The 23648-nt window shown below is 65.7% G+C and carries 18 protein-coding genes and 1 pseudogene; 14 read left to right on the forward strand and 5 right to left on the reverse strand.

Annotated elements, in window-relative coordinates; genetic code table 11:
* Positions 1 to 120: 120 nt before the first annotated feature.
* Both ASD75_RS09510 and ASD75_RS09515 read right to left on the reverse strand, forming a co-directional pair.
* A complete protein-coding gene (locus ASD75_RS09510) occupies positions 121 to 3216 on the reverse strand; it encodes an EAL domain-containing protein (RefSeq protein WP_056745054.1) in 3096 nt (1031 codons plus the stop codon).
* A 271-nt stretch (positions 3217 to 3487) separates the two neighbouring features.
* Positions 3488 to 4939, reverse strand: a complete 1452-nt coding sequence (locus ASD75_RS09515; RefSeq protein ID WP_056745056.1) for a short-chain fatty acyl-CoA regulator family protein — start codon at positions 4937 to 4939, stop codon at positions 3488 to 3490.
* Between the two features lie 134 nt (positions 4940 to 5073).
* Here ASD75_RS09515 and ASD75_RS09520 point away from each other — a divergent pair, with 134 nt between their 5' ends.
* The 10 genes from ASD75_RS09520 to ASD75_RS09565 all read left to right on the forward strand — a co-directional run bounded on the left by ASD75_RS09520 (position 5074) and on the right by ASD75_RS09565 (position 16336).
* Positions 5074 to 5469: an acyl-CoA thioesterase gene (locus ASD75_RS09520; RefSeq protein WP_056745058.1), complete on the forward strand. Its 396-nt coding sequence runs from the start codon at positions 5074 to 5076 to the stop codon at positions 5467 to 5469.
* Positions 5466 to 6623 carry a 2-methylcitrate synthase gene (prpC, locus tag ASD75_RS09525; RefSeq protein WP_056745060.1) on the forward strand — a complete coding sequence of 386 codons (1158 nt, stop codon included), beginning with the start codon at positions 5466 to 5468 and terminating at the stop codon, positions 6621 to 6623. Before ASD75_RS09520 ends, prpC begins: the two co-directional genes overlap by 4 nt.
* Before the next feature lie 33 nt (positions 6624 to 6656).
* Complete coding sequence (acnD, locus tag ASD75_RS09530; protein ID WP_056745062.1) at positions 6657 to 9293, forward strand: Fe/S-dependent 2-methylisocitrate dehydratase AcnD; 2637 nt, start codon at positions 6657 to 6659, stop codon at positions 9291 to 9293.
* Positions 9294 to 9334: 41 nt separating this feature from the next.
* Complete coding sequence (locus tag ASD75_RS09535; RefSeq protein WP_156400993.1) at positions 9335 to 10606, forward strand: PrpF domain-containing protein; 1272 nt, start codon at positions 9335 to 9337, stop codon at positions 10604 to 10606.
* 80 nt (positions 10607 to 10686) lie between these two features.
* Complete coding sequence (locus ASD75_RS09540) at positions 10687 to 11553, forward strand: oxaloacetate decarboxylase (protein ID WP_056745066.1); 867 nt, start codon at positions 10687 to 10689, stop codon at positions 11551 to 11553.
* Positions 11554 to 11658: 105 nt separating this feature from the next.
* Complete coding sequence (locus ASD75_RS09545) at positions 11659 to 13026, forward strand: bifunctional diguanylate cyclase/phosphodiesterase (RefSeq protein ID WP_056745068.1); 1368 nt, start codon at positions 11659 to 11661, stop codon at positions 13024 to 13026.
* 21 nt (positions 13027 to 13047) lie between these two features.
* Positions 13048 to 13368, forward strand: coding sequence for a hypothetical protein (locus ASD75_RS09550; RefSeq protein WP_143227261.1), 321 nt, complete (start codon positions 13048 to 13050; stop codon positions 13366 to 13368).
* Between the two features lie 135 nt (positions 13369 to 13503).
* A complete protein-coding gene (locus tag ASD75_RS09555) occupies positions 13504 to 13971 on the forward strand; it encodes a CopD family protein (protein ID WP_056745072.1) in 468 nt (155 codons plus the stop codon).
* Positions 13972 to 14048: 77 nt separating this feature from the next.
* On the forward strand, positions 14049 to 15896 hold the full coding sequence (locus ASD75_RS09560; RefSeq protein ID WP_056745074.1) for an ABC transporter ATP-binding protein: 1848 nt from the start codon (positions 14049 to 14051) through the stop codon (positions 15894 to 15896).
* Positions 15897 to 16009: 113 nt separating this feature from the next.
* Complete coding sequence (locus ASD75_RS09565; protein ID WP_056745076.1) at positions 16010 to 16336, forward strand: EthD family reductase; 327 nt, start codon at positions 16010 to 16012, stop codon at positions 16334 to 16336.
* A gap of 33 nt (positions 16337 to 16369) precedes the next feature.
* On the opposite strand, the gene ASD75_RS09570 is transcribed toward ASD75_RS09565, so the two are convergent.
* Positions 16370 to 18406 (reverse strand): tetratricopeptide repeat protein, encoded by a 2037-nt coding sequence (locus ASD75_RS09570; RefSeq protein WP_056745078.1) that lies wholly within the window; start codon positions 18404 to 18406, stop codon positions 16370 to 16372.
* A 229-nt stretch (positions 18407 to 18635) separates the two neighbouring features.
* On the opposite strand from ASD75_RS09570, the gene ASD75_RS09575 reads away from it, so the two are divergent.
* Positions 18636 to 18959: a helix-turn-helix transcriptional regulator gene (locus ASD75_RS09575; protein ID WP_056745080.1), complete on the forward strand. Its 324-nt coding sequence runs from the start codon at positions 18636 to 18638 to the stop codon at positions 18957 to 18959.
* A gap of 69 nt (positions 18960 to 19028) precedes the next feature.
* Here ASD75_RS09575 and ASD75_RS09580 read toward each other — a convergent pair whose 3' ends face one another.
* Together ASD75_RS09580 and ASD75_RS09585 are read right to left on the reverse strand one after the other, a co-directional pair.
* Positions 19029 to 20021 carry a tripartite tricarboxylate transporter substrate binding protein gene (locus ASD75_RS09580; RefSeq protein ID WP_056644750.1) on the reverse strand — a complete coding sequence of 331 codons (993 nt, stop codon included), beginning with the start codon at positions 20019 to 20021 and terminating at the stop codon, positions 19029 to 19031.
* Between the two features lie 101 nt (positions 20022 to 20122).
* Positions 20123 to 21220: a beta-propeller fold lactonase family protein gene (locus ASD75_RS09585; RefSeq protein ID WP_056745082.1), complete on the reverse strand. Its 1098-nt coding sequence runs from the start codon at positions 21218 to 21220 to the stop codon at positions 20123 to 20125.
* A 383-nt stretch (positions 21221 to 21603) separates the two neighbouring features.
* Here ASD75_RS09585 and ASD75_RS09590 point away from each other — a divergent pair, with 383 nt between their 5' ends.
* The 3 genes and pseudogenes from ASD75_RS09590 to kdgD all read left to right on the forward strand — a co-directional run bounded on the left by ASD75_RS09590 (position 21604) and on the right by kdgD (position 23642).
* Positions 21604 to 22575: a tripartite tricarboxylate transporter substrate binding protein gene (locus ASD75_RS09590; RefSeq protein ID WP_056062533.1), complete on the forward strand. Its 972-nt coding sequence runs from the start codon at positions 21604 to 21606 to the stop codon at positions 22573 to 22575.
* A gap of 49 nt (positions 22576 to 22624) precedes the next feature.
* A pseudogene (locus ASD75_RS24085) lies at positions 22625 to 22726 on the forward strand (5-dehydro-4-deoxyglucarate dehydratase); the annotation flags it as partial.
* A gap of 4 nt (positions 22727 to 22730) precedes the next feature.
* Positions 22731 to 23642, forward strand: a complete 912-nt coding sequence (gene kdgD / locus ASD75_RS09595; protein ID WP_056745084.1) for a 5-dehydro-4-deoxyglucarate dehydratase — start codon at positions 22731 to 22733, stop codon at positions 23640 to 23642.
* Positions 23643 to 23648 lie beyond the last annotated feature (6 nt).

Raw genomic sequence — 23648 nt, forward strand, 5'->3', positions numbered from 1 at the left:
GTGGAGCGCCTGCATCATAGGTGGCGCAGCCAGACTGCGGTTGCAAAGGGTTTCCGGCGGCGTGTTGCCACCTGCACCCCGCGCAGCGCACGCCACCCTGCGCCCGCCGAAGGCCCCGCGTCATCCAAGGCGCCCGTCCAGGGCGCCATTGGTTCGGCGCACCAGCGCCTCAAACTCCGCCACTGCCACGGGGGGGCTGAGCAGGTAGCCCTGCCAGGCGTGGCAGTGGTGGCGCTCCAGAAACTCGCGCTGCGCCTCGGTCTCCACCCCCTCCGCAATCACGCGCAGGCCCAGGCTGGTGCCCAGCGCCACCACCGTGCGCGCAATGGCCGCGTCATTGGGGTCGGTCAGCACGTCGCGCACAAAGCTCTGGTCGATCTTGAGCTGGTCCAGCGGCAGGCGCTTGAGGTAGCTCAGCGACGAATAGCCCGTGCCAAAGTCGTCCAGCGAAAAGCCCACGCCGTAGCCCTTGAGCTGGCCCATCTTGTCGATGGTGTCTTCCACGTCTTGCAGCAGCAGGCCTTCGGTCATCTCTAGCTTGAGCTGGTGGCCGTCAGCCCCCGCACCCGCTAGCGCCGCAAGCACCTGGGCAACAAAGCCGCTTTGGTGGAACTGACGTGGGCTCACGTTCACGGCCAGGCTCAGCAAGGCAAGGTCGGGCTGCTGGGCCCATGCGGCCAGCCGCCGACAGGCTGCCTGCAGCACCCACTCGCCGAGCGGCAGGATCAGGCCGGTTTCTTCGGCCAGCGGGATGAAATGCGCGGGCGAGATGAATCCATCGCGCGGGTGCCGCCAGCGCAGCAGCGCCTCGGCCCCGGTAATGCGGCCGTGGTCGATCTGGGGTTGGTAATACAGCTCGAACTGGCCCTGGGCCAGGCCCACCCGCATGTCCAGCTCCAGCGTGGCGCGGGCGCTGACCGCAGCCTGCATCTGGGGGTCATAAAAGCGCAAGGTGTCCCGCCCCGCGTTCTTGGCCTGGTACAGCGCCAGGTCGGCACGCTTGAGCAGTTCGTCCACGGTCTCGCGCGTGCCACTGTAGATGGTGACGCCCATGCTCAGCGAGCTGTGGTGCGCAGCGCCGTCGATCTGGTAAGGCTCGCGCAGCACACCCAGGATACGCTGACCTACGTCCTCGGCGCGTGCAGCGGCCTCCTCGGGGCTGTCGCCCAGGTCTTCCAGCACCACCACAAATTCGTCGCCGCCCTGTCGGGCCACGGTGTCGTCTTCATGCACACAGCCGCGCAAACGGTGCGCCACCTGCAACAGCAAGGCATCGCCCCGGTCGTGGCCCCGGGTTTCGTTCACCGTTTTGAAGTTGTCCAGGTCCAGCATCAGCAGTGCACCACTGCGCTGGTGGCGCGCGCTGGTGGCCAGCGCCTGCTGCAGCCGGTCCATCAGCAAACGGCGGTTGGGCAGGCGGGTGAGCGGGTCGTAGTAAGCCAGCTGGTTGATCTCTTCCTCGGCGGCTTTGCGCTCGCTCAAGTCCTGCATGGTGATCAGGCGCCCCCCCTCGACAAAAATGCCGGAAATCTCCACCGGCTTGTACTTGCCGTCCGCACAGCGGATCGTGTACTCGGCCAGCGGGATCACGCCCAGGTGCCTGGTGTCGAGCAGCCTCTGGCGGATCGCGTCGCGCTCTGCAGCGTCGGGGTAGGCGCGCTGCCACCAGGTGTCGGTGTCGGGCACCTCCTCCTGCGTGTAGCCGCAGATCTGGACATACCGCTGGTTGCGAAAGCTGATGAGCCCATCGTCCTGCACCAGGCACAGCCCCATGGGCAGGCGCTCCAGAATGCTGCGCAGGCGTTGTTCATTGGCCCGCAGGTTTTCTTCCATGCGCTTGCGCGCAGTGATGTCCTGCACCACGGCAATGTGGTGGCCGGGCGCGGAGCCTGACGCCCACATCGACGACACGGTCAGGTCGCCCCAGACCTCGTGCCCGTCCTTGTGGATGTAGCGTTTTTCCAGCCGGTACTCGGGCACATCGCCGCTCTGCAGCCGCCTCACTTGCGCCAGGTCCGCTGCCAGGTCATCGGGGTGGGTGAGGCTCTGAAAGGTCATGCCCACCATTTCCTCCGGGCTGTACCCCAGGATGTCGGCGTAGCGCTGGTTGACGCGCACAAACTGGCCCGTGGCCGAGTCCACCTGAGCGACACCCACGGTGGCCTGGTTGAAGAGCGCACGGAACCGCTCCTCACTCTCGCGCCGGGCATCGTCGGACAGCTGGGCGCGCACCAGCGCCAGGGTGCGCTGGCGCACCAGCAGGGCCACGACGGAAGCCAGCAACAACGACACCACCGCGGCCGCCAGCCCGGCCAGCCACGGCAAGCGCGTCTCCGACGCCGTCAGGAACGACCGGGTCGGGTAGAAAGTAAGCTGCCAGCGCCGGTCATGCACTCCCAGCTCACGCACCAGGGGCCGCACACCGGGCAGGCCCGGGGCCGTCTGCTCCAGCAGGGGGCGCACCATGGCATCGCCCGAATCCGGGCGCACCGGGCCGAGATCCGCCATGGCGACAGCAATGCCGTTCAGAAACCCCTGGCTGCCCAGCCCCTGCACCAGGTCATAGACCCGCAGGGTGGACGCCACCGCGCCCACAAAACGCTGCTCGGCCGTGCCGGCGGTGGGGTCGAACACCGGCACGCGGATGACGATGCCTGCGCGATGTGTTGTCTCCTGCAGCAGATCGAACGGAGCCGACACAACGGTCTGTCCGCTGTCGCGGCTGTAGCGCATGGCGGCAAGGTTGGCGGGCTGGGCACTGATATCCAGGCCCAGCACCCCCTCGTTGCCGAACATGGGCCAGAGATACTCGGCCACAAAGTACTCGGCACGCTCGCCGGGCGGGTGGATCTTGAACTGGGGCAAGCCGTCGGGTGACAACGAGGTGTCCGCCCTCACCCTGGCCTCATAGGCCTCGCGCTCACGCCCAGGCACCCAGCGCGTGAAAGACAGGTTGCGAACACCGGGGTAGCGCTGGCCCACCTCCATCTCGCTGGCGGCCCGTTCAAAGTCCAGGCGCGACAAGCGGGGGTTGGCCGTGAACAGGCCCCGCAGGCCGTTGACCACCTCGGTGTGACCGGCAATGCGCTGGCTCAGCGCCTCGGTGAACGCCCGCGTCTCCTGGGTGAAGCGCGCTTCTTCGATCTGCGCCATCGACGCGGCCTGGTGCTGCGCCAGCCACAGGCTCACCACCAACCCCAGAACGGCCACACCCATGCCCGCCACCCAATGCCGATAGCGGCTTGGGGGTGCCAGGGCAGCCAGCGGGGAAGAAGTGGAAGAAGTCAGAGACGTGCCTTTGCTTTGCTGGCCGGGGAGCCGACCAGACACCATGCAAATTGCGCAGGATAGCGGCAATCCAGCCACTGTGGAGCCAACATTTGGTTACGGCGAAAAATTTAAGAAAAAAGTGCCTCTAGCGCCACAGCGACTTACCTCACAAGCTATGAAATGATGAGCATATTTCGCCACCAGAACGCCCACGGGTTTACCCGACAACTGCCCCTGGCGCCACGGGGTACGGCGCGAAACGGCTGTGGTTTTCATTCACATCCAACGCCCGCCCGATGGGCGGAAACGCGCGTTGCGGACAGGCGTCTCGCTCGCACACCTTGCAACCCATGCCAATCGGCACGGCGGCCTCGGGGTTGGCCAGGTCCAGCCCGCGTGAATACACCAGCTGCGACGCGTGGCGGATGTCACACCCCAGGGCTACGGAGAACTCCTTGCCGGGCACACCCCAGCCGCCGCCGCTGCGCGATACCACACGCGCCACCCACAGGTAGGCGCGACCATCGGGCATGCGTGCCACCTGCGGCACGATGCGGCCTGGCTGTGCGAAGGCCTCGTACACATTCCACAGTGGGCAGGTGCCACCGATCTTGCTGAAGTGAAAGTGTGTGGCCGACTGCCGCTTGCTGATGTTGCCCGCGCGGTCTACCCGGATGAAGAAGAACGGCACGCCGCGCGCACTGGGCCGCTGCAGCGTGGACAAGCGATGGCACACCGTCTCGAAGCCGACACCAAACTGCTGGCCCAGCCGGTCGATGTCGTAGTGCGCCGCTTCGGCCGCTTGCAAAAAGGCCGTGTAGGGCAACACCAGCGCCCCCGCAAAGTAGTTGGCCAGACCGATGCGCGCCAGCGCCCGGGCCTGGTCGCTGGACAACCCGGCGCCAGCGGCCAAACGTTGCAGCTCGGCGCCCTGCTCCAGAAACGCCAGCTGCGTCGCCATCTGAAACGCCCGCTGCCCCCGCTCCAGGCCCGCCGCCAGCTGCAGCACGCCGGCATTGGCCTGGAATACCCGTTGCGCCTGCCCGGGCAGGTCGGTCACATCCACCACACGCACTCCGTGGGCCACGAGCAGGCGTTGGGCCAGCGCTTCGTCCGCTCTCCCGGGCAGCAGGCCCCATTCGGCGGCACAGCGTTCGGCAGCATCGTCCAGCTCGGCAATGTGGTTCTGGCGTGCAAAAAAGAAGTCGCGCACTTCTTCATAAGCCATGGGCGGATGTTGGGCCACGGTGCCCTCGCCGTCCCGGTCATTGCCCAGGGCGGCCAGGCGCTCCAGCGCCTGACGGTGCCTCTGGTGCAACGCCAGCAGCGTGCGCGCCACAGCGGGCATGCCTGCGGCCAGCTCGCGGATCTCTGCCAGAGACACGGCATCGCCAGCACCCTCCCCGCCGACCCCGGCAGGCAAGTCGGCCAACACCTCGCGCAGGCCCGTGATGAGGCGCGCCTCATCGTCGTCTGAGAAGCGCTGCACATCCACGCCGAACACCGCGTTGATCTTGAGGAGTACAGGCACGGTGAGCGGGCGCTGGTTTTGCTCCAGCTGGTTCAGGTAACTGGCCGATAGGTCCAGCGCCCGGGCCAGCGCAATCTGGGTCATGCCGCGCTCTTCGCGCAGGCGGCGCAGGCGCACACCCATGAAGGTTTTTTTCATTCCATCTTTCTCGGTGCTCTTTGGCCGCACCCTGATCGCCATTCGCAATATTCGCAAATTGACGGGTTTTCGTTCGCAATCATTCGCCAATTCAGGACTTACAGCGGAATGCCATTGTGCGTAAATTGCGAAGCATGACAACCCCCACTGGCACCGTCGAACTGACGGAAATCGTCTTCCCCGCAGAAGCCAACCACTACGGCACGCTGTTCGGCGGCAACGCCCTGCAGCTCATGGCCAAGGCGGCGTTTCTGGCAGCGCGCGGCGCCGCACAGCGCGATGTGGTGATGGCGGGCGTGACCGACGTGCGTTTTCTGGCCCCCGTGCCCGTGGGCCATGTGCTCACGCTCCGCGCCTGGGTCACCCGCGTCGGCCGCAGCTCGCTCACCGTGTGCGTGACCGGTCTGGCCGCCACGCTGGGCTCGCCCCAGGACGAAGTGCTGAAGGGGATTTTTGAAATGGTGGCGGTGGATGGCAAAGGCCGCCCCGCTGCCATCACCAACACATATGTAAACCAGGAGACCGCATGACTACCACCGTTGAAACCCCGGGCTTCAAGCCCAAGAAGTCCGTCGCGCTCTCGGGCGTGACGGCGGGCAACACCGCCCTGTGCACCGTAGGCCGCACGGGCAACGATCTGCACTACCGGGGCTACGACATCCTCGACATTGCCGAGGTCTGCGAGTTTGAAGAAATCGCCCACCTGCTGGTACACGGCAAGCTGCCCACGCGCGCCGAACTGCGCGCCTACAAGTCCAAGCTCAAAGCCCTGCGCGGCCTGCCGATGAGTGTGAAGCAGGCGCTGGAACAGTTGCCCGCCGCCAGCCACCCCATGGACGTGATGCGCACGGGCGTCTCGGCCCTGGGCTGTGCGCTGCCTGAAAAGGACGACCACAACCTGCCGGGTGCGCGCGACATTGCCGATCGGTTGATGGCATCACTCGGTTCGATGCTGCTCTACTGGTACCACTGGGCCAGCTCGGGCCGCCGCATCGAGGTGGAGACGGATGACGACTCCATCGGTGCGCACTTCTTGCACCTGCTGCACGGCTCCAAACCCAGCGCTGCCTGGGAGCGTGCCATGCACACTTCGCTCAACCTGTATGCCGAGCATGAGTTCAACGCCAGCACCTTCACCGCCCGCGTGGTGGCCGGCACAGGCAGCGACATGTATTCGGCCATCACCGGCGCCATCGGCGCGCTGCGGGGCCCCAAGCATGGCGGCGCGAACGAGGTGGCTTTCGAGATCCAGAAACGCTACGACAGCCCGGACGAAGCCGAGGCCGACATCCGCCGCCGCGTGGAGGCCAAGGAAGTGGTGATCGGATTCGGCCACCCGGTCTACACAGTGAGCGACCCGCGCAATGTGGTCATCAAGGGCGTGGCACGCAGTCTGTCGCAAGCCGCTGGCAGCACCAAGATGTATGACATTGCCGAGCGGCTGGAGACCGTGATGTGGGAGGTGAAAAAGATGTTCCCCAACCTCGACTGGTTCAGCGCCGTGAGCTACCACATGATGGGTGTGCCCACCGCCATGTTCACGCCGCTGTTTGTGATTGCCCGCACCAGCGGCTGGGCGGCGCACATCATCGAGCAGCGGCAGGACAACAAGATCATCCGGCCGAGTGCGAACTACACCGGGCCGGAAGACCTGACGTTCGTACCAATCCAGGACCGCAAGTAAAAACAAACGGCCGAAGCCCCCTGCCCCACGCTCATGAACACTCTGTATCGCAAGAAGCTGCCCGGCACGCAGCTCGACTACTTTGATGCCCGCGAGGCCGTCGAAGCCCTGCAACCGGGCGCCTGGGCCACCCTGCCCTACACCGCCCGGGTCCACGCCGAAAACATCGTGCGCCGCGCCGATCCGGCCACCATCAACGACTGCCTGCGCCAGCTTATCGAGCGCAAACGCGACCGCGACTTCCCCTGGTACCCTGCGCGGGTGGTGTGCCACGACATCCTGGGCCAGACGGCGCTGGTGGACCTGGCGGGCCTGCGCGATGCGATTGCCATGGAGGGTGGCGACCCGGCCCAGGTGAACCCTGTGGTGCCGGTGCAGCTGATCGTGGACCACTCGCTGGCCGTGGAATGTGGCGGGTTCGACCCCGACGCTTTTGCCAAGAACCGCGCCATCGAAGACCGCCGCAACGAAGACCGTTTTCACTTCATCGAGTGGACCAAAAAAGCCTTTGCCAATGTGGATGTGATCCCGGCGGGGAACGGCATCATGCACCAGATCAATCTAGAAAAAATGTCGCCCGTGGTCCATGCCGACCGGGGCTTGGCCTACCCCGACACCTGCGTGGGCACCGACAGCCACACCCCCCATGTGGATGCGCTGGGCGTGATCGCCATCGGCGTGGGCGGCCTGGAGGCCGAGAACGTGATGCTGGGGCGTGCATCGATGATGCGGCTGCCCGAAATCGTGGGCGTGGAGCTGACCGGACATCGCCAGGACGGCATCACCGCCACCGATGTGGTGCTGGCGCTCACCGAGTTTTTGCGCAAGGCCAAGGTGGTGGGCGCCTATCTGGAGTTCTTTGGCGAAGGCGCCGCCAAGCTCACGATTGGCGACCGCGCCACCATCTCGAACATGGCGCCCGAATATGGTGCCACGGCGGCCTTGTTCAGCATCGACGAACAGACGCTGGAGTATCTGACGCTGACGGGCCGCGAGGCGGAACAAGTGAAGCGGGTCGAGGCGTATGCCAAGACAGCGGGATTGTGGTCCGACACCCTCAAAGATGCGGTCTACGCGCGCAACCTGGTGTTCGACCTGTCGAGCGTGGTGCGCAACCTGGCCGGCCCCTCCAACCCGCATGCGCGCGTGGCCACGTCCGACCTGGCGGCCCAAGGCATCGCGGGCCCCTGGGCCATGCCCGCACCACAGGACGGCACGATGCCCGATGGCGCTGTGGTCATTGCCGCCATCACCAGCTGCACCAACACCTCCAACCCGCGCAACGTGATCGCCGCCGCGCTGCTGGCGCGCAACGCCAACCGGCTGGGCCTCACGCGCAAGCCCTGGGTCAAGACCTCGCTGGCGCCCGGCTCCAAGGCGGTGGAGCTGTATTTGAAGGAAGCGGGCTTGCTGGCCGACCTGGAAAAGCTCGGCTTTGGCATCGTGGCCTTTGCCTGCACCACGTGCAACGGGATGAGTGGGGCGCTGGACCCTGCCATCCAGCAGGAGATCATTGACCGCGACCTGTACGCCACCGCCGTGCTCTCGGGCAACCGCAATTTCGACGGGCGCATCCACCCCTATGCCAAGCAGGCGTTTCTGGCCTCGCCCCCGCTGGTGGTGGCCTATGCGATGGCGGGCACGGTGCGTTTTGACATCGAAAAGGACGTGCTGGCGGTGGTGGACGGCCAGGCGATTCGCCTCAAAGACCTATGGCCCAGCGACGCAGAAATCGACGCCGTGGTGAAAACTGCCGTGAAGCCCGCGCAGTACCGCGCAGTGTACGAACCCATGTTCGCCATCCGACACGACGATGGCCAGCGCGTGTCGCCGCAGTACGAGTGGCGCCCGCAGTCCACCTACATCCGCCGCCCGCCCTACTGGGACACCGAGGGCATCGGTGCACTCGCCGCCCACCCGCGCACGTTGAAAGGCATGCGTCCGCTGGCCCTCCTGCCCGACAACATCACCACCGACCACCTGTCGCCATCGAACGCCATCCTGCCGGACAGCGCAGCGGGCGAATACCTGGCCCACATGGGCGTGCCCGAGGAGGACTTCAACTCCTACGCCACGCACCGGGGCGACCACCTCACCGCCATGCGCGCCACGTTTGCCAACCCGCAGCTCGTCAACGAGATGGCCGTGGTGGATGGCAAAGTGAAAAAGGGATCGCTCGCCCGCGTGGAGCCCGAAGGCCGGGTCATGCGCATGTGGGAGGCCATGGAAACCTATCTGAACCGCCGCCAGCCGCTCATCATCATTGCCGGTGCCGACTACGGCCAGGGGTCGAGCCGCGACTGGGCCGCCAAGGGCGTCCGGCTGGCGGGTGTGGAGGTGGTGGTGGCCGAGGGCTTCGAGCGCATCCACCGCACCAACCTGATTGGCATGGGGGTGTTGCCGCTGGAGTTTGAGGCGGGGGTCAACCGCACTACGCTGGGGCTGGATGGGACGGAGGTGTATGGCGTGGAGGGAGACATGCAACCCCGTACCGACCTCACCCTGGTCATCCACCGCAAGAATGGCGAGGAAACCAAGGTGCCCATGACATGCCGACTCGACACCGCCGAAGAGGTCTCGATCTACCAGGCGGGCGGCGTGCTGCAGCGCTTTGCGCAAGACTTCTTGGCCAAGAATACAGAACCAAAACAGGCTCTGGCGCCCGTCTAGCAAGCGCCACGCGCTATCCAATTTGATGATTCTCCATGAGCATTTTTCCCGCACCACAGATCCGCATCCCCGCCACCTACCTGCGGGGCGGCACCAGCAAAGGCGTGTTCTTTCGCCTTGACGACCTGCCCGCCCCCGCCCAGCAACCCGGCCCGGCGCGGGACGCGTTGCTGCTGCGCGTGCTGGGCAGCCCAGATCCGTACGGCAAGCAGATCGACGGCATGGGCAATGCGTCGTCGAGTACCAGCAAAGCGGTGATCCTGTCGCGCAGCACGCGGCCGGGCCACGACGTGGACTACCTGTTTGGGCAGGTATCCGTCGACCAGCCCTTTGTGGACTGGAGCGGCAACTGCGGCAACCTGTCGGCCGCTGTGGGGCCGTGCGCCATCCACATGGGGCTGATCGATGCGGCGCGTATTCCACAGAACGGCACCTTTCCGGTTCGCATCTGGCAGGCCAACATCGGCAGGACCATCGTCGCGCATGTGCCTATCACCCAGGGGCGGGTGCAAGAAACGGGTGACTTTGAATTGGACGGCGTGACTTTTGCCGCCGCCGAGGTGGCGCTGGAGTTCATGGACCCGGCGGACGATGGCGATGATGGGGGAGCCATCTCGACAGCGCCGGGCCGCCCCAAGCTGGCGAGGGCCCCCTCGGGGGGCAGCGAACCACACGCAGTGGGGAGCGTGGGGGCGTTATTCCCGACGGGCAACGTGGTGGACACCTTGGAGGTGCCCGGGGTCGGCAGCTTTGCCGCCACGCTGATCAACGCGGGTATCCCCACCCTCTTTCTCAATGCACAAGAGCTGGGTTACACCGGCACCGAGCTGCAGCGGGTCATCAACGGCGATGCGGCGGCACTGGCGCGCTTCGAGACGATCCGTGCATACGGCGCCCTGCGCATGGGCCTGATCCAGCACGTGAGCGAGGCCGCCACGCGCCAGCACACGCCCAAGATCGCGTTTGTCGCACCGCCGGCGAGCTACACGGCCTCCAGCGGCAAAGCCATTGACGCCAAGGACATCGACCTGCTGGTGCGCGCTCTCTCCATGGGCCAACTGCACCACGCCATGATGGGCACGGCAGCGGTGGCCATTGGCACGGCCGCAGCCATCCCCGGCACGCTGGTCAACCTGGCAGCGGGCGGGGGCATGCGCAGCAGCGTGCGGTTTGGCCACCCCTCGGGCACCCTGCGCGTGGGGGCCGAAGCAGCGCAGGTCAACGGCCAGTGGAAGGTGACCAAGGCCCTCATGAGCCGCAGCGCCCGCATCCTGATGGAAGGCTGGGTGCGGGTGCCGGGCGACATTTTTTAAAGCAAAAAGGGCTTGATGCGCTAGTGAATCATGCGCCAATAGCTATCAAACATATAGCAACCCAGCTCACCACCCCAACCATGAACACCAGACAACAACTCAAAGCCCTGGCCCAGGCTCGCCGGGGCGTCGTCGTGCCCGGCGCTTTCAACGCCCTCTCCGCCCGCGTGGTGGCCGACCTGGGCTTTGAAGCCCTCTACGTCACCGGCGCTGGCGTGACCAACATGTGGTTCGGCCTGCCCGACCAGGCCTTCATGGGCCTGACCGACATTGCCGACCACACCGCACGCATCCGCGACGCGGTGGAGCTGCCGCTCATCGTCGATGCCGACACGGGTTTTGGCAACGCCCTCAACACCTACCATGCGGTGCGTGTGCTGGAGCGCGCGGGGGCCGACTGCATCCAGCTAGAAGACCAGGTCAGCCCCAAGCGCTGCGGGCATTTCAACGGCAAGGACGTGATCAGCACCGACGAGATGCTGGGCAAGATCAAAGCCGCAGTGGATGCGCGCCGCGATGCGGACACCCTCATCCTGGCCCGCACCGACGCCTGCGCCACCCAGGGCTTCGAGGCCGCCGTGGAGCGCGCCCAGCGCTTTCAGGAGGCGGGCGCGGACATCCTGTTTGTGGAGGCCGTCACCACACTGGAAGAGATCCGCGCCCTGCCCCAGCGGCTGGCGGCACCACAGTTGATGAACATGGTGATCGGAGGCAAGACCCCCATCACCAGCGCCGAAGAACTCGCCGGCTTGGGCTATGGCCTGGTGCTGTACGCCAACGCAGCGCTGCAGGGCGCGGTGGCTGGCATGCAAAAGGCCTTGACCGTGCTGCGCGACGCGCAGCGCATTGACGAAGACCCCGCACTGGTCGCGCCGTTTGCAGAGCGCCAGCGGCTGGTGCGCAAAGCCGACTGGGATACGCTGGAAGCGAAGTACGCCAGGCCTTAGTGTCACCCCCGGGGCAAGAACCCGTCGCGTTTTTGCCTTCAAGGCCGCACAAGCCTCCGGTGCCGGGCACAATGGGTCTTTCCAGCACACCGTGCGCGCTGCACCATGCAAAGCATTTCTTCGTTGAACCTGGTGGACCTGTTGCTCGACGCCGTCTGCATCGTGCGGGTAGACAGCTCGATTGTGTTTGTCAGTTCAGCGTTCGAGCGCATCTTTGGGTACACCCCCGACGAGGTGATCGGCAAGCGGATGCTGGACATGGTGCACCCCGACGACCTGCCCGCCACCCAACGACAGGCCCACAACGTGACGCAGGGCGAGCTGCAGCTGCAGTTTGAAAACCGCTACGTGCGCAAGGATGGCTCCATCGCCCACATCCGCTGGACGGCCCGCTGGCTGCCCGACAAGCAGGTACGGCTGGCCGTGGCCCACGACATCACCGCGCGCAAGGCCACCGAGTCGATGCAGGCGGTGATCTACGCCATCTCCGAAGCCGCGCACACCACACACAACCTGCAGGCCCTGTTCCAGCACATTCACCAGATCGTGGGCGGCCTGTTGCCCGCCACCAATTTTGCGGTGGCCCTGTACAACCCGCACGATGACCAGCTGAGTTTTCCGTACCACGTCAACGAGCACCTGCCCGCGCCCGAACCCATGGCGCTGGCCGAGGACCCGCGCTATGCGGAGGTGATCCGTGGCGGTGCCACCTTGCTGCTCACGCCGGACTCGTCGGTAGCAAAGGCCACGCACTGGCGCGCTGCAGCGCATGCCACGCAGGCGCCGCTGTATTGGCTGGGTGTGCCCTTGCAGACGCAGCGTGGCCCCCTGGGAGCACTGGTGCTGCAAAGCTACACCGAACAAGGCCGCTACACCGACAAGGACAAGGAGCTGCTGCAGTTCGTCTCCACCCAGGTAGCGGCCGCCATTGAACGCAAGCAGATGTATGAGCGCCTTGAACATATGGCGCAGTACGACCAGCTCACGCACCTGCCCAACCGCCAGCTGTTTCTGGACCGGCTCAAGACCGCCCTGGCCCGCGCGCGGCGCGACCAGACGCTGCTGTCGCTGCTGTTCATTGACCTCGACCGGTTCAAGGAAGTGAACGACACCCTGGGCCATGCCATGGGCGATCTGCTGCTGCAGCGGGTGGCGCAGCGGCTGCTCGAATGCGTGCGCGCATCCGACACGGTGGCGCGGCTGGGCGGTGATGAATTTGTGGTGCTGCTTGAAGGCGGCCAAGCCCGCGAGCACGCCTGTGCGGTGGCCGACAAGATACTCGCGGCCTTTGGTCAGGACTTCGACCTCGAAGGCCAGCGTCTGTACATCCAGCCCAGCATTGGCGTGGCCATCTACCCCGAGCATGGTGGGGAAGAGCACCGCCTGCTGGGCCACGCCGACGAAGCCATGTACCTGTCCAAGCGCAACGGCGGCAACCAGGTGCGGGTGGCGCTGGCGCCCCTGCATTCCTGATGTCCGTGGTCCCAGCCCGTCTTGCACACGTCCGTCCCTGGCTCTGAGGCGACTTCGGTGGGGGCATACAACGGGACCAAGCCGCTTGTACTGCAGTGCGCGGTGCGGTTGGGTCTGGCTGTGGCGGCCTTGCCGGTGGCCCTTGCCGTCACGCTGATGCTCTATCCGGTGTGGTCATGGGTGGAGCGCACGACAGGCATCGAAAGCGTGGGCCACAGCGGGCCGGCCAGCTGGTGCTATCTGGCCGTGTGGGTGCCCATGGTCACGGCCCTCCTGCTGCCCCCAATGTGGCGCCTGGCCAAGGCACTCTTGCGCAAGCCACATGGCCACGCAGACACATAGGGGTTCTTGGGTCGAGGTTCACCGCCGCAGGCATATCACCGCACAATGCGGCCTGGCATTCGCAACCCCCCGGCCGGATGCTCTGGCCCATCCCTGGGGCACTTCACCACACTCGGCGCCCAGCGCCACGCACCCATGCTCTACAACGCCTTGAAGCTTGTCCATGTCCTGTCCATCATCGTGTGGGTGGGGGGCATGGTGTTCGCCCATTTTTTTCTGCGGCCTGCCGCGCAGTCGCTGGAGCCCCCGCAGCGCGTGCGGCTGATGCATGACGTGCTGCAGCGTTTTTTTGCGGCAGTCACTGCCGCCGTGGTGCTGGTGCTGGGCAGCGGCCTGTGGATGATCGGCCGCGCGGCCAAGCAGGCCGTTCAGACGGGCGGTGTGTTCTCCATGCCACTGGACTGGACCATCATGGCCACGCTGGGCCTGGTGATGATGGTCATCTTCGGCCATATCCGCTTTGCGTTGTTCCGGCGCCTGCAGCGTGCCGTGGCAGCGTCGGACTGGCCCAGCGGCGCCAAGGCCCTGGGCAGCATCCGCAGCTGGGTGGGCGTGAACCTGGCGCTGGGTGTGGTGATCGTCGTGGTCACGCTGCTGGTCTAGGGTCTATTGATTGGATGGGCCCGCAGGCTGCTGCCCCGCGCGGCAGCACGCATCGCGTGGCCCCAGGAGTTTTGACGTTGTTCCGTTTCTTCGAAAGCCGGCTTCCCCCCTACCCCGCTGCAGAGCCGCACTTGCCTCCCAAGGCCTTTTTGGCCTTTGTGTGGGACGGCACCCGTGGCCTGCGTGGCTACGTGGCCGCCATGGCAGGTTTGTCCGCAGCCATTGCCATTTACGAAGCCCTGCTGTTTGCCGTGTTGGGCGTGGTGGTGGACTGGATCTCCACGTCCGCGTCTCCGGGCACGCTATGGGCCGAACGCAAAGCGGCGCTGATCGGCATCACTGCGCTGCTGCTGGTATCGGTGGTGCTGGTCGCCTTGCAGACCAGCATCAAGCACCAGGTGCTGGCCATCAACTTTCCGCTGCGGCTGCGCTGGAACTTTCACCGGCTGATGCTGGGCCAGAGCATGGCGTTCTACGCCGACGAGTTTGCGGGCCGCATCACCACCAAGATCATGCAGACCGCGCTGGCCGTGCGCGACATGATCTTCACAACCACCGACGTGGTGATTGGCATGGGCATCTACCTGGTGACCATCCTTGTGCTGCTGGCCGGGTTTGACGCGCGGCTGCTGCTGCCGTTTGCCGCGTGGATGGTGGCCTATGGCCTGGCCTGCTGGTACTTTGTGCCGCGCCTGGGCCAGGTGGGCAAGGCGCAGGCCGACGCGCGCTCGGTGATGACCGGGCGCATCACCGACGCATACACCAACATTGCTACCGTCAAGCTGTTCTCGCACACGCGGCGCGAATCCGAATTCGCGCGTGCCGCCATGGACGCGTTCAAGCTGACCGGCTATGCGCAGATGCGCCTGGTGAGCCTGTTCGAGATCGTCAACCAGCTGCTGGTGGTGGCCATGATTCTCGGCGCGTGCGGCACGGCCCTGTGGCTATGGTCGGCCGGCGAGGTGGGTGCGGGTGCCGTGGCCGCCGTCACCGCGATGACGCTGCGCGTATCAGGCCACGCGCACTGGGTGATGTGGGAGATGACCACCCTGTTTGAAAGCGTGGGCACCATCCAGGACGGCATCAACACGCTGACCCGACCGCGCGCCGTGGTTGATGCCCCCGATGCCAAGCCCCTGGTCGTGACCCAGGGCGAGGTGCGCTTTGAGGACATGAGCTTTGCCTACGGCAGCGGCCCCGATGCCCGTCCGGTCATCGACCGCCTCAACCTCACCATCCGCCCCGGCGAGAAGATCGGCCTGATTGGCCGCTCGGGCGCGGGCAAGTCCACGCTGGTCAACCTGCTGCTGCGCTTTCACGATGTGCAGTCCGGCCGCATCCTCATCGACGGACAGGACATTGCCCACGTGACCCAGGACAGCCTGCGCCGCCACATCGGCATGGTCACGCAGGACACCTCGTTGCTGCACCGGTCCATGCGCGACAACATCCTGTACGGCCGCCCCGATGCCAGCGAGGCCGACCTGCACCAGGCGGCCGCGCGTGCAGAGGCCGCAGACTTCATCGCCACACTCACCGACCTGCAGGGCCGCACCGGCTATGACGCCCATGTGGGCGAACGCGGCGTCAAGCTCTCGGGTGGCCAGCGCCAGCGTGTGGCCATTGCACGCGTGATGCTGAAAGACGCGCCCATCCTGCTGCTGGACGAAGCCACCAGCGCGCTCGACTCCGAGGTGGAAGCGGCCATCCAGCAAAGCCTGGACGGCTTGATGCAGGGCAAGACGGTGATCGCCATTGCCCACCGCCTGTCCACCATTGCCGCCATGGACCGCCTCATCGTGATGGACGCGGGCCGCATTGTGGAAGAAGGCACACACGCCCAGCTGCTGGGCCAGGGCGGCGTGTATGCCCGGCTGTGGGGCCACCAGAGCGGTGGGTTCCTGGGCGAATCGGAAGAAGACTGAGTCGGCGAGGACGGACACGAGCCGCCTGGGCGACACGCTGTCGCGCACGCGGCTGTGCGGCGGGTGTGTTGTCCCTACGGTGGCGGGTTTCAACACCGGATGGAATCGCACCGATGATCAAAGTCACCGCCGTTTACCGCTGGCGTGAAGGCGCCACCTTCAACCACGACTACTACCACTCCGAGCACATGCGCATCGCCCGCGCAGCATTGCAGCCGCTGGGTCTGGTGCGGCTGGAGAGCGACCGTGTTCTCTACCCTGGCGAGCCGCGCCCGGGGCAGATTGTGGCGCTGACCAACGCGTTCTTCAGCGACCTGAAGCAGGCCCAAACGGCCGCCAAGGCGACGATGGCTGAGCTGTCGGCAGACATTCCCAACTACACCAACATCCAGCCCGAGTCGTACTTTGCGCAGATGCTGGAGCACCCTGTGACCGCCTGACTGCCTCGGGGGTATGCGGTGGGCGGCCCACCCCTACCCGCGTTCGCGCAAGGCCTTGAAGAGCAGGCCCAGGCACACGCCCATGCCCAGCAAAGGGATGGCGGCCAGCGCGGCGACCACCGCGCGCGCCAGGGGCGACCAGTCAAAGTCGCGCGCTGTGCGCCAGACGCCCAGCGCCGCGATCAGGCCCAGCACCACCATGCCCACGCGAAAGCTGGCCCCGGGCTTGAAAAAGGCCATGAGCAATGCCCCGTTGGCCACACCGATGCCCATCGCGGCATGGCCCAGGTGCCAGGCAAACGCTGAGGTGGAGCGCCCGTAGCGGGCACCTTCATAGGCATCGTCTTCGTCCCCCTCATCGCCGGGATGCGTCGGACCTGTACGGCTGCGCGAGGGGCTGGGAGCCTGCGAGCGCGGAGTCTGAGGCTGGGGCGGCCTGGCTGCGGCTGGCGAGGGCTGGGCTACATCACCCCGCCCCCACTCGCCTGCGGACAGGCCGGCCGCTGCCGCGATACCCACCGCCCCGATGGCTGCCCCAAGCGGCGCCGGCAGGTTCGGTGCGAGTCCCCGCTCTTGCAGCACGGCACGCAGCCGCCCCGGCTCGCGCAGTGCCATCACCAGCGTCCGCACGGGCCCCTGCTCTTGCGGCTTGATGCGCAGGTCGGCTACCTGCATGGTGGTGCCCCGCGTATTGGCTAGCATGAACAACGCCTTGGCCACCATGGCATCTTTGGGGCCGCCCTTGCCGCTTTCGATGAAGGTGCCCAGGTTGTAGGTGGCGTCGGCGTGGCCTGCCTCGGCCGCCTGGGCATACCAGGCGCGGGCCTGGGCCAGGTTCACGGGGCCGCCATAGCGGCCATGCTCGTCGCTGGTGCCCAGGTGGAACGCGGCGTGCGGATCGCCCTCGCGGGCGTACCAGCCCGGCAGGTCGCGCAGAGGGTTGCCAGTCCACACCAGGGGTGCTGCAGCACCTGGTGCGGACGAATCCGCGGCCATGGGCGCCAGGCTGAGGCCGCCGGGCGATTCTGACGCTTGCTGGGCCTGCTGCTTTTGCTGCGCCCGCTGCCGCTGCGTTTGCGCGGCCGCGTTCCACTTGGCGGCCTGCTGCGCGTCCGCCGGCCCGCCCCAGCCGCGCTCGAACATCACGGCCAACAGGCGTTTGGCGGGTTCATGGTCCCAGTCTGCCGCGCGCTGGCACCAGGAGCGCGCGTTCTCGTAGTTGGGCTGCTCCCAGCCGATCACGGTCTCCAGCGCCTGCAGAAAGGCTGCCACCTCGTGGCCCTGGTCCGCTGCGGGCTCCAGGGCGTCTGCCGCTTCAATGCGCTTGCGCGAGTACAAGGCCAGTTGCTCGCTGCGGGCCACAGCGTCATCGACTGCCTTGCGCTCTTCGTCCGCGATCCGCAGCAGTGTCTCGCCCGGGGCGTCCATCAGCCGTGCCATCAGAGCCTGAACGCGGGCCTTCGCCTTGTCCGGAAAGCGCTCGTAGAAGGCTTGGGCGTCCTTGCGGGTCTCCGCATCGTGCGCGCCCATGAGCTGCAGTGCAGCCGCCAGGTCAAAGTGCCTGCGCTGGCCCATGGTGCCAAAACGCAGGGCCCGACCCAGCGCATACAGCGCATGTGGGTTGCCCCGCGCGGCCCAGCGCCGGTACTCGGCCCAGGCTTTGGCGTCATCGCCCGCCTGGCGCGCACGTACCGCATGGCGCACCTGCAAGTCGGGCTCCTCAGGGGCGTCGCCATTGGCCAGGTAGTGCACGCCACTTTGTGGGTCATACAGATTCAGGCCCAGGCGGGCCGCCTGCTCCCAGCCATCGTCAAACGGCGGACCCCAATCCGGAAAGCGGGTGTTGATGCCGACGCCAAAGGTCGGGTCGGTGATGTCAGGACCACCGAGGTGAATGTCCCAGAACCCGGCAAAGCGCTGTTCGGCGGCCCGGGCCCAGGCAGTGAATTGGGGGTTCATCGGCACCTGGGGGCCGGCCTCCACGCGCTCGTACTGCGCGTCCGCCTCGGCCTTGGTGGCGGGCCAGGGCCAATCAGCGGGCTTCTCCCAGATCTGAATGGTGTAACTCATGGCTCCCTCCTCGGATGCCGCTCGGAATGCGGCTTGTTGTTTGTGTTGACGCTCGTCAAGTGCGAGCAAATTCTAGAAGCGCCCTCCGCCAGCCTGCATCGCGGCACCTCTCTGTTTTGTCCAGTGATGTGCCAGCACCACACCCGGATATCTGCTGCCGTTTTTGAGTAAAAATTGGCTGTAGCGCCCATACTCTATGTGCAAATAGCTCTTTTTTTTATAGCAAACCATGTCCCAGCCACCCCTTTCTGTCATGGCCCTTGCGATGCCTGTGCCCACCGGCGAGCAGCTCAAGGCCGCGCGCGTTGCAGCCGGGCTCAGCCAGGCGCAAGCTGCCGAACTCATGGGCTACCCACTGCAGACCGGCAGCCGGGGCGGTATGCAGTCTCGCACCTGGCAGGCGCTGGAGAGCATGACCGACGAGCGCAACATGCAGGGACCCGTGTTTGCGATGTTTCTGTTGCTCACCGGACAGCATCCCGATCTCGTGCTCGCACATCGCTCGCCATCGACGGACGCCCCCGCCAGCGCGCCAGCGCCCAACCCGCAATAAAAAAGGCGGAACGGCCCAAAGGCAGTTCCGCCAAGTCTCTACAGGAAGAAAACAGGATAAGCCGGGCGATCAGTCCACCTTGATATTGGCCGCCTTGATGACCTGCGCCCATTTGTCCACTTCGGCCTTCTGGAACGTGGCGATCTGGGCCACACTCATGTCGGCAGGCTCCATGCCAAAACCTTTGAGGCGGGTCTGCATGTCGGGCTGGGCGAGGATCTTGCGGATCTCGTCGTGCAGGCGGCTCACCACCGGGGTGGGCGTGCCCGCCGGCACAAAAATCGCCTGCCAGGACTGCACCTCGAAGTCCTTGAGTTCGGCCACGCCGGACTCCGCCACCGTGGGCACGTCGGGCATGGAGGCCAGGCGCTTGGGCGACGTGACGGCAATGGCGCGCAGCTTGCCGCTCTGGATGTGGGGGGCAGCGACCACGGTGGTATCGAACATCATGTCGACTTGGCCGCTGATCACGTCCTGGATGGCGGGGCCGCTGCCTTTGTAGGGGATGTGCGTGAACTTCACGCCCGACTTGTAGGCCAGCAGTTCCACCGCCAGATGCTGCGAGCTGCCCGTGCCGGCGGACGCAGACGACAGGCCGCCCTGCTTGCCCTTGGCGGCCGTCAGCACGTCCTTCAGGGTTTTATAAGGGCTGTTGGCCGACACCACCAGCACCACCGGGTTGGTGCCGATCAGCGTGACGGGGCTGAACGACTTGATGGGGTCGTAGCCCAGCTTGGGGTACAGGCTGATGTTGATGGCATGCGAGCTGACCGTGCCACCCAGCAGCGTGAAGCCATCCGGGGCCGAGCGCGCGGCAGCCTCCGAGCCGATGCTGCCTGCCGCACCGCCCTTGTTTTCCACCACCACCGTCGTGCCCAGGGCTGTGCCGAGTTGCTGGCCGATCAGACGGGCCAGGGTGTCGGTGGTGCCACCGGCGGCAAAGGGCACCACGTAGCTGATGGCTTTGCCGGTGGGCCAGGTGGTCTGGGCCATGGCGGGCAGCGCCATCAGCGCGCCTGCAGCTGCCAGCGCTGCGGATTGGACCAGGGTTCTGCGTTGCATGTGTTTGTCTCCTAGGGGCAATGAAAAAATGGGGCAACGAGCGAGGGCGCCTGCGAAGGCCGTGTTGTCGGTGCAGCCTGTGAACGCACGCCCTTACCCGCTCAGGGCATATCGACGATCTCGATCCAGTTGGGGTTCTTGCCCACCGGAACGCGGGTGGGCGCACCGGGAAGGCCTGTCGCGGGGTCAATGGGGTGCAGTGCGACGTGGTGCGACTCCTGTCCCGCAGCGATCAGGAAGCGGCCAGACGCGTCCACTGCAAAACCGCGCGGCGTCTTTTCGGTGGGCACATGCCCCAGGGGCTGCAGCTGCCCGGTGGCGGCATCGACGCGAAATGCGCTCAGCGTGCTGGACGTGCGCTCCGACGCATACAGCGTGCGGCCATCGGGCGATAGGTGAATGTCGGCGGCCCAGGGCTTGCCCGCAAAACCTGCGGGCAACGCCGTGGTGCGCTGCAGCGGGCGCAGCGTGCCACGCTCCTTGTCGTAGGCCATCACATGCACGGCCGCATCCAGTTCGTCCAGCAGATACAGGTGGCGCTGGTCGCCGCTCCAGACAAAGTGGCGGGGGCCGGACTTTTCGGGCGCCACCGGGGTCAGCGCAGGCTCGTGGGCGGTGAGCTTGCCGGTCTCTGCATCAAACTTCCAGGCCGAGAGGTGGTCGCCACCCAGGCTGGTAGCAAAGACATAGCGGTTGGCTGCGTCCGCGTGGATGGCGTGCGCGTTGGGCGCAGTGGGGAAGAGCTGCTGCACCGCTCCCACGACACCATCCTTGCCAATGCTGTTGACCGTGATCTTGTGTCCGGGGTAGGAGGCTGCGAACAGCCAGCGCCCGGTGGCGTCGGTGTCGATATTGGCCATGCTGTCGGCCAACGGCGCCTCGCCCAGCTTGCGCAGCCTGCCGCTAGCCGGGTCAATGGCCAGGCTGACCACCCGAAACGGCTGCGAGCGCAATGCCACATAGAGCACGCGCTTGTCCGGGCTGACGGCCATGGGCATGGCAGCGCCGCCCAGTGCCGTGGTGTCCACGGGCTTGAGCGTCCCGGCGGCGCGGTCCAGCTCCAGCACCGACACATCCTGGCTGTCTGCATTGGCCACGTACACCCAGGTGGCTGCCTGCACAGCCTGTACGCCCAGCGCGGTTGCAGCGGCCAGCATCACGGGCGCGACGCGGTGATGGATACGAAATGGGATGGTCATGCTCGGTCCCCTGGTAGTGCCTTCGGCTGGACTGCGACTCTGAAGCGCGCCCGCCAGTGAGGTTGTGGTGGTTCTGCTGCGCCCGGAGACGCCATTCGCAGGGCGATTCATTGCTGCAGCATCGTGTGATCGTGATATGTCGTCATACAACAAGAAATGCATTCTGACCCATCTTCAGCGCTGACAGAGAAAGGGATTACCCGAGGTCACGTACAACCTCGAAACACCCGCCAGCCAACAATCTCTAGATTTTTTTTGGACCAGAAATCTCAGTACAAACCCTGAAATCCCCATAAACATGCACTGAATGACACCGTCATGGATTGCATATTTTTCTATCAAGTTGTACGATGACTAACAACACAAACACACGGAGACATTCCATGAGCCTGCAACGTCGCGCAATTCTTCTGGCCTGCACTGCCGCTCTGGCGGCAGCTTCTGCCACGGCCCAGACCGCTGAATGGCCTGCCAAGACACTGCGCATCGTGGTGCCCTACCCACCAGGCGGCAGCTCGGACATCATTGCGCGCTCGATCAGCCAGGCGCTGTCCGAATCGCTCAAGCAGAGCGTGATCGTCGAGAACAAGCCCGGCGCCAATGGCAACCTGGGTGCCGACTTTGTGGCCAAGGCCGAGCCCGATGGCTACACCATGCTGCTGTGTGATGTGGGCGCGCTGGCGATCAGCCCCTCGGTCTACACCAAGCTGTCGTTCGACCCCTCCAAAGACCTGCGCGGTGTGACCATGCTGGCCTACTCCCCCCACCTGCTGGTGGTGCACCCCTCGGTGCCGGTCAACAACCTCAAGGAGCTGATCGCCTACTCCAAGAAGAACGAGCTGAACTTCGCCGTGACGGCCACCGGCAGCGCTCCCCACCTTGCCGGCGTGGCGCTGGAGCGCGCCAGCGGCGCACGCTGGCAGTACATCCCCTACAAGGGCGGCGTCACCGCGATTCAGGACACCGTGGCCGGCCAGACCCAGGTGCTGATGAACGGCATGCTGGCCACCCTGCCCCAGGTACAAAACGGCAAGCTCAAGGTGCTGGGCGTTTCCAAGTCCACCCGCATGCCGCTGATCGGTGACGTGCCCACGATTGCCGAGCAGGGTGTGGCCGGCTACGAGTCCGGCACCTGGCAAGGCGTGCTGCTGCCACGCGGCACACCCGATGCGGTCGTGCAAAAGCTCAACAAGGCGCTCATCACTGCCATCCGCGCACCCGAGATCCGCTCGCGCCTGGCCGGCCAGGGCGCCGAAGTGGTGACCATGACCTCCACCGAACAGGACCAGTTCTTCGCCAAGGAACGCGCGCGCTGGGCCAGCGTGGTGAAGGCCGCCAACATCAAGCTCGACTGAGCGCCGCAGACACCCGTTTCATTCACCATCCTCTCCCGCTGCAATGACCATGACCCCGCAAGAACTCAAAACCATCATGGGCTCCGGCCTGCTCTCGTTCCCCATCACCGACTTCGACGAGCAGGGCAACTTCCGCCCCAAGACCTACATCNACCATGACCCCGCAAGAACTCAAAACCATCATGGGCTCCGGCCTGCTCTCGTTCCCCATCACCGACTTCGACGAGCAGGGCAACTTCCGCCCCAAGACCTACATCGAGCGCCTGGAGTGGCTCGCCCCCTATGGCGCCAGCGCCCTGTTTGCCGCCGGTGGCACGGGTGAGTATTTCTCGCTCTCGGGACCCGAATACAGCGAGGTCATCAAGACGGCCGTGGATACCTGCCGCGGCAAGGTGCCGATCATTGCCGGTGCCGGTGGCCCCACCCGCACGGCCATTGCCCATGCCCAGGAGGCCGAGCGTCTGGGCGCCCATGGCATCCTGCTGCTGCCGCATTACCTGACCGAAGCCGGCCAGGAAGGCCTGATCGCCCATGTGGAGCAGGTCTGCAAGAGCGTGAAGTTCGGTGTGATCGTCTACAACCGTGACCGCACCAAGCTCACGGCCGAGTCCCTGGCCATCCTGGCCGAGCGTTGTCCGAACCTGGTGGGGTTCAAGGACGGTGTGGGCAACATCGAGACCATGTCTTCCATCTACATGAAGATGGGGGACCGCTTCTCGTACCTGGGCGGTCTGCCCACGGCGGAGGTGTATGCCGCTGCCTACAAGGCGCTGGGCACGCCGGTGTATTCGTCGGCGGTGTTCAACTTCATCCCCAAGACGGCGATGGAGTTCTACAAGGCGGTGGCCAGCGATGACACGGCCACGCAGCACCGGCTGCTCAAGTCCTTCTTCATGCCGTACCTGGCCATCCGCAACCGGGTGGAGGGCTATGGCGTGTCGATCATCAAGGCGGGTGCGCGCATCGTGGGCCATGACGGCGGGCCGGTGCGGGCGCCGCTGACGGACCTCAAGCCCCACGAGATGCAAGAGCTCAAGGCGCTGATTGACAAGCTCGGGCCGCAGTAAGCGCGG

The sequence above is a fragment of the Acidovorax sp. Root568 genome (assembly GCF_001427445.1).
In the GTDB taxonomy this organism is placed as follows: Bacteria; Pseudomonadota; Gammaproteobacteria; order Burkholderiales; family Burkholderiaceae_C; genus Acidovorax; species Acidovorax delafieldii.